The sequence below is a fragment of the Salinimicrobium aquimaris genome, assembly GCF_035607535.1.
In the GTDB taxonomy this organism is placed as follows: Bacteria; Bacteroidota; Bacteroidia; order Flavobacteriales; family Flavobacteriaceae; genus Salinimicrobium.
On sequence record NZ_JAYDZX010000012.1, the window covers coordinates 39,930 to 56,000 of the forward strand.

Here is a 16,071-nt window from a genome sequence, read left to right on the forward strand (position 1 = left end):
CGAAGGGCACTTTAGCTGTTAAAAAAATACCAAAAGAAAAAGGCCGCCAGTGGCGACCTTAAACAGATTCAATAATGCAAATTAAAACTAGAAAGGATATTTGTTTTGGGCAATAACCTTATCTGATATTATTTTGCGCAGCTCAACAACATTTGGCTGGTTCTCGTATTTCGTAAAACGTTTTAGACCCATCAACATCATTCTTTGTTCATCACCTTCCGCAAAGGAAACGATTCCTTCCTTGGCTTTTTGGTTGATGGTGTCAACGGCATGGTACAAATATAATTTCGCCATTGCGATTTGTTCCTTCTGGCTTTCTGCACCGTAACGTTTGGCATTCTTTTCGGTCCTTAAAATAGCAGATTCTGCCATGTAGATCTCGATAAGAATATCGGCTGAAGCAAGTAATAGCTGCTGGTGGTCTTCAAGTTGAGGTCCGTATTTTTGTACTGCACTACCTGCAACCATAAGAAATACTTTTTTCAGTTTTTTCACCATCTCTTTTTCTTCAGCAAAAAGCTCAGAATAATCAGGTTTATCGAAGGAAGGGATTCCGGTCAGTTCTTCACCAACCTTTGTAGCAGGGCCTAAAAGATCAACATGACCTTTCATAGCTTTCTTAATGAGCATTCCCACGCAAAGCATGCGGTTGATCTCGTTGGTACCTTCATAGATACGGGTGATCCTGGCATCCCTCCAGGCCGATTCCATTGGTGCATCGGCCGAGAAGCCCATCCCTCCAAAGATCTGTATTCCTTCATCTGTACAGTTTTGAAGATCTTCTGAAACTGCCACTTTTAAAATAGAACATTCTATGGCATATTCTTCCACACCTTTTAATTCGGCCTCCTGGTGAGAATTTCCTTCTTCCTGTCGTATGGTGATCCTGTCTTCAATGTCTTTTGCAGCTCTGTATGAAGCCGATTCTCCCGCATAAGCTGAAGTAGCCATTTCTGCGATCTTGGACTTTATAGCTCCAAACTGGGAAATAGGAGTTTTGAACTGCACCCGTTCATTCGCATATTGTACAGCTGCATCAATGGTTCTTCTTTGTGCATCAAGGCAAGCTCCCGCAAGTTTAATTCGGCCTACATTCAAGGCATTCATGGCAATCTTGAAGCCGTTGCCTCTTTCTGAAAGCATGTTCTCAACCGGCACTTTTGTATCGTTAAAGAATACCTGCCTGGTAGAGGAGGAGTGGATCCCCAGTTTTTTTTCTTCCTCTCCCAGCGAGATCCCGTTGGGATTTTCGGGGTCGTATTCAACAATGAATCCGGTGATGTTTTTGTCGTCTTCGATACGGGCAAAAACGATCATCATATTGCAAAATCCGGCGTTAGAGATCCACATTTTTTGTCCGGTGATGCTATAGTACTTGCCGTCTTCAGAAAGTACAGCTTTTGTCTTACCCGAATTCGCGTCACTTCCTGCTCCCGGTTCTGTCAAAGCATAAGCACCAAACCATTCTCCGGTTGCCAGCTTCGGAAGATATTTTTTCTTTTGCTCTTCGTTCCCGTAAAGAGTAATAGGCAATGTCCCTATTCCTGAATGCGCTCCGAATGCCGTAGAAAAAGATCCCGTAGCTCCCGAAATATAATCTACCACTAGCATAGTGGTGACAAAGCCCATCCCCAGGCCGTCATATTCCTCGGGTACCGAAACTCCCAAAAAGCCCATTTCTCCGGCTTTTCTCATTAGCTCCTCGGTAAGCTCATAATTCTTCTTTTCGAACTCTTCCCTCTTCGGCATGAGTTCCCGGTTCACAAATTCATGTACCGAATCCCGCATCATTTTCTGCTCATCCGAAAAATCTTCGGGTGTAAATACATTTTCTGCGCTGGTCTCTTTCACCAGGAACTGCCCTCCTCGGAGAAGGTCCTGTTTTTTATTGTCTGCTTCTGTTGCCATTGTATTAAATATTTTTATTTATGTTTATTTCAGAGTCAAGAACCAAAAATCAAGAGTCAAGACTTTTTATCTAAGCCGTCAATAAATCCTGATATCATTCGTTGTAGGTCCTGAATCTTCTTTTCCAATTCCAAAAATTGTTGTTCATTGATATATTCCTCTTGGTGAGCTACAATCATTTGTGTCTCCCATTCAAAGGCTGAACCTAAACTAGTGTCAAGAAACTGACCGAAATGCCTGTCAGTTCTTTTACTTGTTCCCTCTGCAATATTGGAAGGAATAGAAACTGCACATCTTATTGATTGTGTAGTAAGATTATACTTTTCTATATCGGGGAAACTCTTTACAATTCTATAGGTGATTTTAACCAGGCTCATTCCTTCCTGCCAGATCTTCATCTTTTTATAATTGTGCCTCCCCATTTCGTCTTGGTTCTTGTCTCTTGGCTCTTGTTTCTTTTTAAGAAAGAAATTCAAACACCCCCGCGGCTCCCTGTCCTGTTCCTACGCACATGGTGACCATCCCGTATTTGTTCTTCAGGTTGCGCTTGCGCATTTCGTCAAAAAGTTGAACCGAGAGTTTTGCTCCGGTACAACCCAATGGGTGACCCATAGAAATTGCACCTCCGTTAGGGTTCATGCGGTCCATATCAAGACCGAGTTCACGAATTACTGCCAGTGACTGTGATGCAAAGGCTTCATTTAATTCTATTAGCTCAAGATCATTTAATTGAATTCCTGCCTGTTTTGCAGCTTTGGGAATCGCATATACAGGTCCTATCCCCATGATCCTTGGTTCTACCCCAACAGCTGAGTAGCTGACTAATCTCGCAACCGGTTCCAGGTTCAATTCTTTGACCATTTCTTCACTCATGACCATGACAAAGGCGGCGCCATCACTCATTTGGGAAGAGTTTCCTGCGGTCACGCTTCCTCCTTCGGTAAATACCGGGCGAAGTTTTCCAAGGACTTCCCTGGATGTGTCGGCTCTTGGTCCTTCATCCTTGTTTACTGTGTAGGAACGGGTTTGCTTTTTGCCGTTCTCATCTACATAAGTTTGATCAACAGTAATTGGAACTATCTGGTCCTGGAAACGATCTTCTTTTTGTGCTTTTAGAGACTTCTGGTGAGAGTTGTACGCAAACTCATCCTGATCTTCTCTTGAGACCTTATATTTATTGGCAACGGCTTCGGCTGTGAGTCCCATTCCCCAATAATAATCCTCCCGGCCTTCTTTGGCCAGTTTGTAATCGGGTACAGGCTTATATCCTCCCATAGGGATATAACTCATACTTTCGGCCCCGCCGGCAATAATACAGTTTGCCATTCCGCTTTGGATCTTGGCTGTTGCTATGGCAATAGTCTCAAGTCCCGAAGCACAATAACGGTTAACAGTCATGCCTGGAACATCTTCAGTATTTAATCCCATAAGAGATATGAAGCGTCCCACATTCAAGCCTTGTTCGGCTTCGGGCATGGCATTTCCAACGATGACGTCGTCGATACGTTTTTTATCAAATTCCGGCAGCTTATCCATCATAAACTGGATAGTTTCTGCCGCCAGTTCATCTGGCCTTTTAAATCTGAATACCCCCCGCGGTGCCTTTCCCACTGCAGTTCGGTATCCTTTTACGATGTAAGCTGTTTTATTCATTGTATATTGTATTTTGTATAATGTATAATGTCTTCTTTAGTCGTTATAATGTAGATTGAAGTTTAATAATCATGTTCTGAATATGATGAACTTCTTTTTCCAAGAAATCGAAATCATCCTTGGGTATAAATTGAAGATTTCTGCAAATGATCAACTGAGTTTCATATTCAAAGGCTGAACCTAGAGCAACTCCAAGAAAATTAGCAAAGTCTTTATTGGTCTTTCGGCCACATCCTTCGGCAATGTTAGAAGGAATTGAAACGGCCGATCTCCTTATCTGGGAAGTAAGCCCATATAACTCTTCTTTCGGAAAGGCAGCACTTTTTTTATAGGTTTCCGTTACCAGATCAATTGCCTTTTGCCAAACCTTCAATTCTTTAAAGTAGTTCATAATCCTTCCAGTTTTACAGTATACAATCTACATTATACACTATACGATTAGTTTCTCAATGGTTTCCCCTTCTGCAACATATGCTGCAATCTCTCCAAAGTCTTCCTTTCTCCCGTAAGGGATAGGAATGCTTCTCTTTCGAGATCAAGCAGGTATTGCTCGCTGACGTATGAGTTTTCTGAAAGATCTCCTCCGGCCATTACGTAGGCGAGCTTATTAGCGATCTTCTTGTCGTGCTCGCTGATGTATTTTCCGGCTAACATTTGATCTGTTCCCACGTAAAAAGCTCCAAGTGCCTGCCGACCAAGAACTTTGACATCCTGTCTCATGATTGGTTTGGTATACCCGTTTTCGGCCATTAGCAAGGCGTGCTTTTTAGCTATTGCCAATTGACGGTCGGGATTCACGACCACAATGTCTTTTCCTTTTTGAAGGATGTTTAGGTCAAAAGCTTCATAAGCTGAGGTAGAAACTTTAGCCATTCCAATAGTGAGGAAATGCTCCCGAAGGCGATTTAGTTCCACGTCATCTTTCTGGAAAGTATCGGCTGCACGAAGAGTCATCTCTTTAGAGCCACCACCGCCGGGAATCACCCCGACTCCAAATTCCACAAGTCCTATATAAGTTTCGGCTGCAGCTACAACTTTATCAGCGTGAAGGGAAAGCTCACATCCACCTCCCAGAGTCATGGCGTGAGGCGCTGCAACGGTTGGAATAGAGGAGTAGCGCATTCTCATCATGGTGTCCTGGAAGTACTTTATGGCCATGTTAAGCTCATCGTATTCCTGTTCTACAGCCATCATAAAAATCATTCCGATATTGGCGCCTACAGAGAAATTTTTTCCGCTGTTTCCAACAACAAGACCCTGATACTCTTTCTCGGCAAGGTCAATGGCCTTGTTCAGGCCGTCGAGTACATCTCCGCCAATGGAATTCATCTTACTGCGGAACTCCACATTGAGGATTCCGTCCCCGAGATCCTCGACAACAACTCCGCTGTTGCTGAAAACTTTTTTAGATTCCCTGATATTATCAAGGATGATAAAGGCATCCTGCCCCGGGATCTTCTTGTATTCTTTTGCAGTTATGTCGTAGTACCAGGTGTTGCCGTCCTTTACAGTATAAAAGCTCTTGTTGCCTTTCTCCAGCATTTCGTGCACCCAGTCGGCCGGTTTTCGACCTTCCTCCTTCATGATCTCGATCCCTTTTTCGACTCCAACCGCATCCCAGATCTCAAAAGGTCCATGCTCCCAGCCATAACCGGCTTTCATGGCATCATCGATCTTGTAAAGCTCGTCTGTGATCTCCGGAATTCTGTTTGAAGAATATGAGAAAATGGCAGCGAAGTTCTTACGGTAGAACTCTCCTGCCTTGTCTTTTCCGCCGACAAGTACTTTAAATCTTTCTTCTACTTTGTCAATGCTCTTGGTCTGTTCAAGAGTGGCAAAAGAAGCTTTTTTCTGCGGTCTGTATTCAAGAGTTTTGAGGTCGAGGGAGTGAATTTCACTCGAACCATCATCCTTTTTTAGTTTTTTATAAAATCCTTGCCCGCTTTTACTGCCGAACCATTCGTTCTCGACCATAGTGTTGATATAATCGGGCATGGCGAAAAGATCGTGCTCCTCATCTGTAGGCACACCTTTATGTAAACCTTCGGCCACATGTTTTAAAGTATCAAGGCCTACAAGGTCTACGGTGCGAAAAGTGGCAGATTTTTGCCTTCCTATGACCGGCCCTGTAAGTTTATCAACTTCCTCAACAGTGAGATCCAGTTCCCGAACCATGTGGAACAGGCTCATGATGCTGTAGGTCCCAATCCTGTTTCCAATAAATGCCGGAGTATCTTTAGCAACAACAGATTTCTTTCCGAGGAATTTTTCCCCGTATTCATTCAAAAATTCCAAAACTTCTTCTGAAGTATCTGGTCCCGGTATGATCTCAAACAATCTCAAATATCTCGGTGGATTGAAAAAGTGGGTTCCGCAGAAATGTTTTTTGAAATCTTCACTTCGGCCTTCATTCATCTGCTGAATAGGAATTCCTGAAGTATTGGTAGTAATAAGGGTTCCCGGTTTGCGGTGTTTCTCGAGATTGTCAAAAACCTGTTTTTTAATATCGAGACGTTCAACTACGACTTCCATGATCCAGTCCACTTCAGATACCTTTGAAATGTCATCCTCAAGGTTTCCGGTCTTGATACGCTTTGCAAAATCTTTATGGTAAATAGGAGAGGGCTTGGATTTAAGCGTATCCTGGAGTGAATTGTTCACAATGCGGTTGCGCACCTGTTTGTCTTCGAGGGTAAGGCCCTGCTTCTTCTCCTTATCGGTTAGCTCTCGTGGTACGATGTCCAGCAATAGCACCTCTACTCCAATGTTGGCGAAGTGACAGGCAATACCGCTACCCATAATTCCGGAGCCAATGATTGCAACTTTGTTGATTCGTCTTTTCATGTTGTTAGTTATTTTTTGTGGATCACTTTCTGCTAGTGATATTTACGGTTCGCTATAAATTTTTCTGGAATGAATGAGGTCCATGATCTTTTTAGCGACCTCAATGAATTTATCCAGGTCCTTTTCAGGGATTTCCTTTCGTACTGCTTCGTCAAATGTGAGCACCACCTTTTTCGAGTAATCGCGCATTTCCCTGCCAAAGTCTGTAAGGTGGATCAAAACGCTGCGGCCATCTTCGGGGTTCTTCTTCCGAATGATAAGGCCTTTCTCTTCCATGGTTTTTAATGTACGCGACAGGCTAGTGGCTTCCATGCCCATCTTGGGGCCAAGGGAGGTGGAAGGAGTTCCTTTTTCGGGATCAATACTCAATAGAGCAAAGCCTGTGGCCATAGTACTTCCTTCCTTACCGGCCTCTTCATTGTACATTTTTGCAATAGAGATCCAGGTCGCTCGAAGGACGTAATCGATGGTCTTTTCTTTCATAGGATTTCAAAGTTATGAAAATTTTATTATGCACGCATAGCAAATGCATAAATTTTTTGACTTTGAAACAGCTCTCTTAAAATAATAGGTATTGTAGAATAAAGCACCTCAATTTTGAAGAGTTTAACAAGAAATTAGTTGAAAACCTGCAGCGGCAGATTTTGGTGCAATGTGCCGCCATTGCTGCTCCCCGGGAATCTAAGAAGTTAATTGGTTGGGGAACTTTTCTGCTCCTCGAGCCTAAACCACATCTCGTAAAGATAAAGATGCATTCTTGCCTCTATGCCGGAGTCAATTACATTTAAAAGCTCCGCATCCTCAATTACAAAACCAATCAGCATCTGCGCTTCCTGGTCGGTTAGTTCCATTTCTTCCTTCAAATATTCCATGTAATGCATCTCCAAAAAAGCAATATTCCTCTGCTTTTTTTCAATGTTAACATTCCGCTTAAGTTTCTTTGTACGACCGTTAATGGCATTTAATATGGCATCAAAAGATAAGCCACCGCCAATGACGCCTAGCAAGTGCTTCGGTTTAAAATCTCCTGCTGTTTTAAGTCTGCGCTCATTGACCGAAAGTTTTTTGATCTTCTTCGGAATGATCCCCAGGGAAACGGCATTGATCTCTGAAGTTTCGTCTACAACCACTTCCCGCAGTTCGCTGGAACTTTCTGTCATCCTGAAGATAAGGATCTCCTCCTGTAGATCTTCTTTTCCGGCGAAATGTATTAGATCATTCATCCCTACGTGCGACAGGACAATTGTATCTCCCTGCTTAAGGCTGACCACGAACTCTCCGGAAGCATCGGAAACTGAAAATTTTCCCGAAGAAATATTTTTCACATGAACGTTTTCTAACGATATGCTGTCATGTTTGACGAGGCCTTTTATTTGCACTCTTTCCTGGGCATGCATGAAGAACGCCTGAAGAAAAAATAATAACAGAAGATATTTTCTCATTATTGATTTGCGGGAGGGGAAGATAAGCCTAAAAAATAAATTCAGTAGTAGAATCCCTTTTTTGACAGGATAATTTTTCTGTTTTTCCAGAAACCAGGCTTTAGATCATTGCCCGTCGCGCCCCTGCATTTATTATCTTTGGGCCGGTAAAAAAATTAAAATGCTCAACTATCCAATAAAGTTCGAACCTATTCTTAAAGAAAAGATATGGGGCGGCAACAAACTCAAAGAAATCCTTCAGAAGAAATCGAATAAGAATAAGCTTGGGGAAAGTTGGGAGATTTCCGGAGTGAGAGGTAATATTTCTGTAGTTGCAAATTGCTTCTTAAAAGGCAGAGATTTAAACGACCTTTTAGAGGAGTATAAAGAAAAAATTTTAGGAGAAAAGATTTTTGAAACTTTTGGAGCTGAATTTCCCTTATTGATCAAATTCATCGACGCCAACACCGATCTTTCCGTGCAGTTACATCCTCACGACAGGATTGCAAAAGAAAGACATGACTCCTTTGGTAAAACTGAAATGTGGTACATCTTGCAAGCCGATGAGGGAGCAGAGATCAATGTAGGTTTCAAAAAAAGCATTTCCAAAGAAGAATATTTGGAGCACCTCAATTCGGGAAGGATCACTGACCTCCTTAACTTCGAAAAAGTGGAAAATGGAGATTCATTTTTCATTAATACCGGAAAAGTTCACGCTATTGGCGCCGGAGTATTACTGGCAGAGATCCAGCAGACTTCAGATATTACTTATCGTATTTATGACTGGGACAGGGTAGATGATGAAGGAAATCCACGGGAACTTCATACAGATCTCGCCCTTGACGCTATAGATTTCGAGAAAAAGGAGGATTTTAAGAGGAAATATACCCGAGTAGATAATCATTCCACGAACATTGCCGCCTGCGAGTATTTCACCACTAATTTTCTACCGGTCAAGGGAAGTATCTCCAAGAACTATTCTCATCTGGATTCGTTTGTGATCTACATGTGCGTTGGAGGAGAAGCTGAAGTTGCAGTAGGTGAAAATTCAGAGAAAATTTCCATGGGAGAAACATTACTTATTCCGGCAGAAACCAATGAAGTGCAGATTTCAGCTAAAGCTGCCGAACTGCTTGAAGTATTTGTGGTTTAAATTTTATTTGGCTCCCTTAACATTCATCTTCAAACCAAAAACCGAATCCATAGCCGTGATGAATAAGGTTTGGTGATCTAAACCTCCAAAAGTGACATTTGCGGTCCACTCTTTATCTACAGGAATGTGAAGGATCTTTTCTCCTGCTTTATTGAAGACAGTAACTCCGTCACCGGTTAAATAGAGGTTGCCCTGTTCGTCCATTGTCATTCCGTCGGATCCCAATTCCGCAAACAGGGTTTTATTCTCCAGTTTTCCATCTGCGCCTATGCTGTAGCTCCAGGTCTTATTGTCCTCAATATCGGCAATGTATACAGTTTTTCCATCGGGAGTTCCAATGATGCCATTTGGCTTTACAAGGCCTTCAGCGGCAATAAATAGACCCTTGCGATTAGGAGTGAGGTAGTAGACCCTTTGTTCTTTTATAGGTTGCTCGCTGTGACTCCAGTAGTCCCTCTTATAGAAAGGATCGGTAAAGAAAATGCCACCGTCAGGAGAAATCCACAAGTCGTTGGGGCCGTTGAACCTTTTACCTCTAAAGCCTTCCAGCAAAACAGAGACTTCCTTTTTAGGAGTTATCTTCCAGATTTCAGAATGTTTATCGGCAGCAGCAAAGAGGTTTCCTTCAGCATCAAAGTACAACCCGTTGGAGCGACCTGCATCTTCCATGAAGACTGTCACTACATTGTCTTTAGTCGACCATTTATGAATGCGGTTGTTAGGCTGATCTGTAAAGTAGACATTTCCTTCAGCATCGGTTGCAGGGCCTTCGGTAAATTTAAAACCGTCTGCAATAAGCTCAGGTTGAGCGCCTTCAGCAATCAAATTCTGTTCCTGGGAAGCTCCCGGCAAGCTGAAAAGTACAGTAACTAAAATCAATGTGGACTTCAATTTCATATATTTGAATTATAATCAAAAGATAAGGATTTCCTGAATTCTACTTCAGGAAATCCTTTGGGATATACCTTCCAAAAATGTCGTTTTTAGGACCTGATTTTCAGAAGGATAATTGCTGAACATTTTATTCGCTCCTAAGAATATTCTCAATAGCTTCAAGTTCTTCAGACCTGAAATGTAGATTCTTTAGGCCTGCCAGATTATCCTCCAATTGGGACACCCGACTCACTCCAATAAGCACAGAGGTCACCCTCGGGTCTTTCAAAAGCCATGAAATTGCCATTTGTGCCAGACTTTGACCACGGTTTTCTGCTATCTTATTTAGTTGTTTAACTTTCTCGAGTACTTCCTGGGTGATCTTCTCTTTATCCAGATATCCGCCTTTTACGGCAGCCCGGGAATCTTCAGGAATCCCCATAAGGTATTTGGAAGTGAGTATCCCCTGTTCCAACGGTGAAAAAACTATACTTCCCAGACCTCCTTTTTCAAGGGTATCCATAAGGCCGTCTTCTACCCAGCGATCGAACATATTGTAGCGGGGCTGGTGAATAATGAACGGTGTTCCAAGATTCCGAAGGATTTCTGCTGCTTTGGCTGTTTGCCCTGCAGAATATTGAGAGACTCCTACATAAAGAGCTTTTCCCTGGCGCACTATTTGATCCAGGGCTCCCATAGTCTCTTCAAGTGGGGTAGCAGGATCTGGGCGGTGGTGGTAAAAGATATCAACGTAATCTAATCCCATTCTTTTAAGAGATTGATCAAGACTGGCGATGAGGTACTTTCTGGAACCAAAATTTCCATAGGGCCCCGGCCACATATCCCAGCCGGCTTTTGTCGAAATGAGCAGCTCATCCCGATACTTCACAAAATCTTCTTTGAATATTTTCCCGAAGTTCGTTTCTGCCGAACCATAAGGCGGGCCGTAATTGTTGGCGAGGTCAAAATGAGTGATCCCGTTATCGAAGGCGGTACGCAAAATAGAACGGGAATTTTCAAAGCTGGTGGTATTTCCAAAGTTGTGCCACAAACCCAGAGAAAGCAGGGGTAGGTTGATCCCGCTTCTTCCGCAGCGGCGATATTGCATTTTTTCGTAGCGGTCTTCAGCCGCGTCGTAATTATTCATAATTATGGTGTGTTGAGCAATTTTCTATAGAAAGGAATTAGTTTTTCGGCCATTAGAGCATGATCATCTACACTGGGATGATATGAACAGCCCCTCGGGTCCATTGTTCCGAATTCAAAAACTTCAACAGGCCGGTCGGGAAACTCTTCTTTGATCTCTTTAAGAATATTTATTAGATCTTGTCCTTCTTCTGCACCCAGCATTGGGCTGGAGAGTAAAGCGACCTTAGTTTCGGGATAGGTGTCGAATATCTTTGTTACAAAATCAATATAATTTTGTTTGAAATTCTTTTTATTGAATGGCAGCCTTTCTTTCCTGGCGTCACCCAGGGAAAAGTCATTGGTGCCGAGGGCTATGCTTACTATTTGAGGCGCATTTTTCTTGTCTATCCTTGCTCTTTTTCCATGTTCTCCATTTAAATGGAGATATGGATAAACCTCGGGCATTACAGGTTCGTTCTCATCGTTCCAGTTGCGGTACATACCCATTCCCGAGACGCAGTTCACCTCGAAATTTACATTTAGCGCTCTTGCTACCAGCGGCCCGTATGCCCGGTAAGCTGTGTGTTGATCAAACCATTGCCCTTCATCACAGGGGATTTCACTGGTGTCGGCACCCATTCCACAGGTGATCGAGTCTCCTATAAATTCTATTTTGGAAAGCTTCTTTTCGGGTGTTTTAATGATCTTTTTGGCCCGCATTCCGTTGAAGATCAAGGAGCCATTGGCGGCTTCAGTTTCTTTGTAAATTGTAATAGTAGTAGCTGAATCTACTTTTGGGAGGGCGAACTTCAGCGTATCCTTATAAACCCTAAAGCGTCCTTTATACTCCTGATTTAATTCCACGGCAACATAATGATGTATGGAATCATTGGTTTTTAGAAAAACGGTGACTGTGTCGCCATAGACGTCGGCTTTTACCGAGGATGCAGAGGTGATCAATTTCGTCCCTTCGCTACTTTTCAGGATTCTTCCAGAGTAAGCGAAAACCATATCCTGAGACTCAAAGTATTGATCTTGCGGCAGTTGTTCAGACTTGCAACTTAACAGCAGGAAAGCCAGAATGGGGAAAAAGACAGGGCGCATTTATTCCTTTTTTGGAACCCTAATTTACGGCTTTCCTGTAGATCCCCTTTTGAAATTTTCGGCAAATCCTGAGTCAAGGCTAAAAAAATATCCGGCACAGAGGCCGGATACAAAAAGTAAGCTTTTAAAAAAATTATCTTTCGTAGATCCCGTCGTAGAGATTCTGGTAAAGTTTAATAATATTCCGGCGTTTGAGCTTCATGGTTGGAGTGAGGTGTTCTCCTTCAATACTCCATACATCTGGCGTAAGTTCAAACTTCTTGATCTTTTCCCAGCTTCCGAATTTTTGGTTATAGAAATCAACTTCTTCCTGAATCCGGGTCTTAACCTGCTCATTCGAAATAAGATCGGCATTGCTCGGGCCAACCTCGATATGTTTTCTCTTAGCCCATTCCCTTACAAATTCAAAATCTGGCTGAATCAAAGCAGCGGGCATTTTCTCTCCTTCACCCACCACCATGAGCTCTGCAATGAACCTGGATTGCTTCATCTGGTTCTCGATCACCTGTGGTGCTACATATTTACCTCCAGATGTTTTGAACATTTCCTTCTTACGATCGGTTATTTTTAGGAAATTATCGCTGTCCAGTTCGCCAATGTCTCCCGTGTGGAAGTAGCCGTCTTCATTAATAGCTTCTTTTGTTTTCTCCGGTTCTTTGTAATAACCCTGCATAACATTAGGGCCTTTGCAAAGAATCTCCCCGTCTTCGGCGATCTTCACATCTACGTCCTTGAGCACACGTCCTACAGTACCGATTTTAAAGCCGCCGTTTCGCTGGTCGTTTACGGAGATCACAGGAGAGGTTTCTGTGAGTCCGTAGCCTTCCATTACAGGAATTCCCGCGGCTGCGAATACTCTGGCAAGCCGGGGTTGTAATGCTGCACTCCCCGAAACAATTAGCTCTATCCTGCCGCCAAGACCTTCCTTCCATTTTGAAAAGACAAGTTTGCGGGCCAGGTTCAGCTTTGTCTCATACCACCAGCCGTTAGCGCCGTAAGGCTCATATTCCAGACCCAGCTCCACAGCCCAGAAGAACAGTTTTTGTTTAATTCCGCCAACTGTAGATCCTTTTGCGATGATCTTATCGTAAACTTTCTCAAGCAATCTTGGCACAGCCGAAATTACATGAGGTTTGACCTCCTTCAGATTGTCACTAATCTTCTCAATAGATTCAGCAAAATGAATGGATACACTGTAATACTGATAGAGATAAAGGATCATCCTTTCAAAAATGTGACATACCGGTAAAAAACTCAGAGCCGTATAGGTTCCAAATTCAAAAGGAACCCTATCTGAGCTCAGGAGCACGTCACTAACTATATTTTTATGACTAAGCATTACGCCCTTAGGTCTTCCCGTGGTTCCCGAGGTGTAGATAAGCGTTGCGAGGTCATCTTCTTTAACTGCATCTTTTCGTGCTTCCACCTCGTCCTGATTGGATTTGTCCTCACCCATTTTGAGAACTTCATTCCAGTTATCTGCTCCGGGGATCTCATCAAAAGTGTAAACACCTTTCAGCTTTGTATTGCTGCGGATGGTATTCAACTTGTCAAGGATCTCCTTGTCTGACACAAAACAATAAATAGCTTCACTGTGATTGATCACATATTCATAATCCTCTTCAGAAATGGTGGGATAGATAGGCACATTCTGGGCTCCTACCTGAAGAATTCCTATATCCAGAACGTTCCATTCTGTACGGTTGCTGGTGGAGATAACTGCGATCTTGTCGTTGGGCTGAATTCCGAGCCGCAGTAATCCACGGCTCACGGTGTTTGCCTTGTCCACATATTCCTGTGAAGAAAGAGCTTCCCATTTCCCGTTATACTTGGTGACAAGGGATTTGTCCCGGGGCGCATTTTCCAATTGAAAATATGGAAAATCAAAAAGTCTTTTTATTTCGATCATTTATTGATTTGTTACAATACTTCATGCAAAATAGCAAAAGAAGCATCTAATTCAAATAAAATTTCAAAAATCACTTTTTTAGACACAAGTTTTTAATAATTCTATTCCCTCAACTGCAGTTTCGGCACTCATTTGGAAATTGGGGAGGAACAGAAGAGAAGATCCTTCCGTATTTATGAGAAGACCATTCTGTAAGGCTTTTTCTTTTACTTCGGAAGCATAATCCTCATCCTTAAGGTCTATTCCAATTGCAGCTCCTATGATGCGCACCTCCGGACTTTCTGCAAATTCCACTCCCGAAATCCCCTTTTTGAAGGTCTCTTCAAGTTGCCGGATATTCTCAAAAAGCCGCTCCCGGTTCTCCTGAAGAAAATGTAAAGCAGCTAAAGAAGCATCTACGGCAACAGGGTGCCAGCCATATGAGGAATACAACCCGATCTTTCCGCCCACTTTTTTATCGATTTCCTCTGAGGTAATGACGGCTCCCATTCCCGCATGGCCTGCAGTAATGGCTTTTGCCATACATAAAATATCCGGCTGAATATCAAAATGTTCTGAAGCGAACATTTTTCCGGTTCTTCCGAAGCCAGTTATTGCTTCGTCCATGATCAAAAGAGTACCTGTTGCTTTGCAGATCCTGTTGAGGCCACTCATGAATTCTTTTTCAGGAATTATGACTCCCAGGTTTATTATAACGGGTTCCATAATAACTGCTGCTACATGGTTTGAGGAAAGCAATTCTTCCAGATGCTTTAGTTTTTCCTCATTCAGGGGAAGTTCAATTTTCTCACATCCCTGCAAAAGATTGGGAAAGGGTTTCTGCTTTTTTGAAGCTCCTATGCTCAAAGCTCCCATGGTATTTCCGTGATAACTTCCTTCAATTGAAACAATTTTTTTGCGACCGGTGTACATGGTAGCCATTTCCAGAGCTGCTTCTACCGCTTCAGATCCTCCGGTCATCCTGTAACTCTTAACGAGATGATTTGGGGTGAGCTCTGCCAGTAATTCAGCCAGTTCGGTCCAGGGTTTATATCTAAAGTTGGGATAAACATATGAGGGTCTTTCCTTGTTTCTTATGGCATCTTCAATTTCTTGTACTCCCCAGCCCAGGTTCCCAACTCCCGCACCTCCCAGGAAATCCACATATTTTTTCCCATCGGCGCCATAGATATAGCTGCCTTCTGCTTTTATAACTTCCAGTTCCATGGCTGGATTCCCCCGACCAAAGAATTTTTCATCTTTTTCTTTATCTGTCATCTCTTTTTTCTCCTTAAGGTAAACATCAGCAGGGCAAATAGTGTTATAAAAAGGTGAAATCATGATAGACGTTCTTACATATTTTTAAAGCTATGAGTCTTTTTCTGGTTAAACTTCTGATAATTGAGTTAAACGTCTATAATTCAGACTTCTATTTCGATATATTCTAAGTAAACCAATAAAACAGAGAAAGCTATGAAGAAATTGAATCTAATTGTATTATTAATGATAGGAAGCTTATTGTTAAGCTGTGGACCCAGAGTGAGCACATCAAAAACAGCCAATGTGGATCTCGACAAATATGACTCTTTTGCCTATTTGCCAAATTCAAATGTAAATGCCGAAGGACTTAGAATGGATTCCGGTGAGGTAAGTCGTGCAGTTATTGAAGCTGTGAACACAAATCTTCGCCAGGAAGGTTATAATCTGGACCGGCAAAATCCCGATTTGCTTGTATTGATCAGCACCGATACCGATACCGAAGTAACTACCACTACAGATCCAGTTTATGCTACTTATCCATATACTCCGGGTATGACTACTGTGAGCCCGTTATACAATAATTACTATTATCCCGGTTATGCAGGCTATAACAATATTGTTGGGTATGACACAGATACTTATGCCTATGAGGAGGGAACTGTCGTAATAAACCTTGTTGACAGGGAAACACGCAATACAGTCTGGAAAGGAGTAGCTAGTGAAACCCTTGGGGCACAGACCACAACTCAGGGAATAAGAGACCTCGTAAATGACATTTTTGAAGAGTATCCTCTAAGTGAATAGTACTATTTGAGAGAAAGTAAAAGTAAAAAGTCCGG

At 42.6% G+C, this 16,071-nt stretch carries 14 protein-coding genes; 2 read left to right on the plus strand and 12 right to left on the minus strand.

Annotation, left to right across the window (positions count from 1 at the left end):
- Positions 1-87 precede the first annotated feature (87 nt).
- The 7 genes from VR862_RS11775 to VR862_RS11805 all read right to left on the minus strand — a co-directional run bounded on the left by VR862_RS11775 (position 88) and on the right by VR862_RS11805 (position 7,847).
- Positions 88-1,908, minus strand: a complete 1,821-nt coding sequence (locus VR862_RS11775; protein WP_324721175.1) for an acyl-CoA dehydrogenase FadE — start codon at positions 1,906-1,908, stop codon at positions 88-90.
- A 56-nt stretch (positions 1,909-1,964) separates the two neighbouring features.
- Positions 1,965-2,306, minus strand: coding sequence for a four helix bundle protein (locus tag VR862_RS11780; protein WP_324721176.1), 342 nt, complete (start codon positions 2,304-2,306; stop codon positions 1,965-1,967).
- 61 nt (positions 2,307-2,367) lie between these two features.
- Positions 2,368-3,561, minus strand: a complete 1,194-nt coding sequence (locus VR862_RS11785) for an acetyl-CoA C-acyltransferase (protein WP_324721177.1) — start codon at positions 3,559-3,561, stop codon at positions 2,368-2,370.
- A 43-nt stretch (positions 3,562-3,604) separates the two neighbouring features.
- On the minus strand, positions 3,605-3,952 hold the full coding sequence (locus VR862_RS11790) for a four helix bundle protein (protein ID WP_324721178.1): 348 nt from the start codon (positions 3,950-3,952) through the stop codon (positions 3,605-3,607).
- A 47-nt stretch (positions 3,953-3,999) separates the two neighbouring features.
- Positions 4,000-6,405 (minus strand): 3-hydroxyacyl-CoA dehydrogenase/enoyl-CoA hydratase family protein, encoded by a 2,406-nt coding sequence (locus VR862_RS11795; protein WP_324721179.1) that lies wholly within the window; start codon positions 6,403-6,405, stop codon positions 4,000-4,002.
- A gap of 42 nt (positions 6,406-6,447) precedes the next feature.
- Positions 6,448-6,888, minus strand: coding sequence for a MarR family winged helix-turn-helix transcriptional regulator (locus tag VR862_RS11800; protein ID WP_324721180.1), 441 nt, complete (start codon positions 6,886-6,888; stop codon positions 6,448-6,450).
- Between the two features lie 206 nt (positions 6,889-7,094).
- Positions 7,095-7,847 carry a hypothetical protein gene (locus VR862_RS11805; protein ID WP_324721181.1) on the minus strand — a complete coding sequence of 251 codons (753 nt, stop codon included), beginning with the start codon at positions 7,845-7,847 and terminating at the stop codon, positions 7,095-7,097.
- Positions 7,848-8,007: 160 nt separating this feature from the next.
- Here VR862_RS11805 and VR862_RS11810 point away from each other — a divergent pair, with 160 nt between their 5' ends.
- Positions 8,008-8,979, plus strand: a complete 972-nt coding sequence (locus tag VR862_RS11810; protein ID WP_324721182.1) for a type I phosphomannose isomerase catalytic subunit — start codon at positions 8,008-8,010, stop codon at positions 8,977-8,979.
- Between the two features lie 3 nt (positions 8,980-8,982).
- Here VR862_RS11810 and VR862_RS11815 read toward each other — a convergent pair whose 3' ends face one another.
- The 5 genes from VR862_RS11815 to VR862_RS11835 all read right to left on the minus strand — a co-directional run bounded on the left by VR862_RS11815 (position 8,983) and on the right by VR862_RS11835 (position 15,313).
- Positions 8,983-9,876, minus strand: coding sequence for an SMP-30/gluconolactonase/LRE family protein (locus tag VR862_RS11815; RefSeq protein WP_324721183.1), 894 nt, complete (start codon positions 9,874-9,876; stop codon positions 8,983-8,985).
- 124 nt (positions 9,877-10,000) lie between these two features.
- Positions 10,001-10,999 (minus strand): L-glyceraldehyde 3-phosphate reductase, encoded by a 999-nt coding sequence (mgrA, locus tag VR862_RS11820; protein ID WP_324721184.1) that lies wholly within the window; start codon positions 10,997-10,999, stop codon positions 10,001-10,003.
- Between the two features lie 2 nt (positions 11,000-11,001).
- On the minus strand, positions 11,002-12,084 hold the full coding sequence (locus VR862_RS11825) for an SGNH/GDSL hydrolase family protein (RefSeq protein ID WP_324721185.1): 1,083 nt from the start codon (positions 12,082-12,084) through the stop codon (positions 11,002-11,004).
- Positions 12,085-12,217: 133 nt separating this feature from the next.
- Complete coding sequence (locus tag VR862_RS11830; protein WP_324721186.1) at positions 12,218-13,993, minus strand: AMP-dependent synthetase/ligase; 1,776 nt, start codon at positions 13,991-13,993, stop codon at positions 12,218-12,220.
- A gap of 78 nt (positions 13,994-14,071) precedes the next feature.
- Entirely contained in the window at positions 14,072-15,313 is a 1,242-nt protein-coding gene (locus VR862_RS11835; RefSeq protein WP_324721187.1) for a class-III pyridoxal-phosphate-dependent aminotransferase, read from the minus strand.
- Between the two features lie 132 nt (positions 15,314-15,445).
- Between VR862_RS11835 and VR862_RS11840 the strand changes: the two genes are divergently transcribed.
- The gene (locus VR862_RS11840) at positions 15,446-16,036 is read left to right on the plus strand and encodes a DUF4136 domain-containing protein (protein ID WP_324721188.1); all 591 of its coding nucleotides are present in this window, start codon (positions 15,446-15,448) and stop codon (positions 16,034-16,036) included.
- Positions 16,037-16,071 lie beyond the last annotated feature (35 nt).

Bases quoted from the DNA above. Each gene is read 5' to 3' on its own strand.
- VR862_RS11805 (WP_324721181.1), bottom strand. From the start codon at position 7,847: ATGAGAAAATATCTTCTGTTATTATTTTTTCTTCAGGCGTTCTTCATG.
- VR862_RS11830 (WP_324721186.1), bottom strand. From the start codon at position 13,993: ATGATCGAAATAAAAAGACTTTTTGATTTTCCATATTTTCAATTGGAA.
- VR862_RS11780 (WP_324721176.1), bottom strand. From the start codon at position 2,306: ATGAAGATCTGGCAGGAAGGAATGAGCCTGGTTAAAATCACCTATAGA.
- VR862_RS11835 (WP_324721187.1), bottom strand. From the start codon at position 15,313: ATGATTTCACCTTTTTATAACACTATTTGCCCTGCTGATGTTTACCTT.
- VR862_RS11825 (WP_324721185.1), bottom strand. From the start codon at position 12,084: ATGCGCCCTGTCTTTTTCCCCATTCTGGCTTTCCTGCTGTTAAGTTGC.
- VR862_RS11800 (WP_324721180.1), bottom strand. From the start codon at position 6,888: ATGAAAGAAAAGACCATCGATTACGTCCTTCGAGCGACCTGGATCTCT.
- mgrA (WP_324721184.1), bottom strand. From the start codon at position 10,999: ATGAATAATTACGACGCGGCTGAAGACCGCTACGAAAAAATGCAATAT.
- VR862_RS11795 (WP_324721179.1), bottom strand. From the start codon at position 6,405: ATGAAAAGACGAATCAACAAAGTTGCAATCATTGGCTCCGGAATTATG.
- VR862_RS11785 (WP_324721177.1), bottom strand. From the start codon at position 3,561: ATGAATAAAACAGCTTACATCGTAAAAGGATACCGAACTGCAGTGGGA.
- VR862_RS11840 (WP_324721188.1), top strand. From the start codon at position 15,446: ATGAAGAAATTGAATCTAATTGTATTATTAATGATAGGAAGCTTATTG.
- VR862_RS11790 (WP_324721178.1), bottom strand. From the start codon at position 3,952: ATGAACTACTTTAAAGAATTGAAGGTTTGGCAAAAGGCAATTGATCTG.
- VR862_RS11775 (WP_324721175.1), bottom strand. From the start codon at position 1,908: ATGGCAACAGAAGCAGACAATAAAAAACAGGACCTTCTCCGAGGAGGG.
- VR862_RS11815 (WP_324721183.1), bottom strand. From the start codon at position 9,876: ATGAAATTGAAGTCCACATTGATTTTAGTTACTGTACTTTTCAGCTTG.
- VR862_RS11810 (WP_324721182.1), top strand. From the start codon at position 8,008: ATGCTCAACTATCCAATAAAGTTCGAACCTATTCTTAAAGAAAAGATA.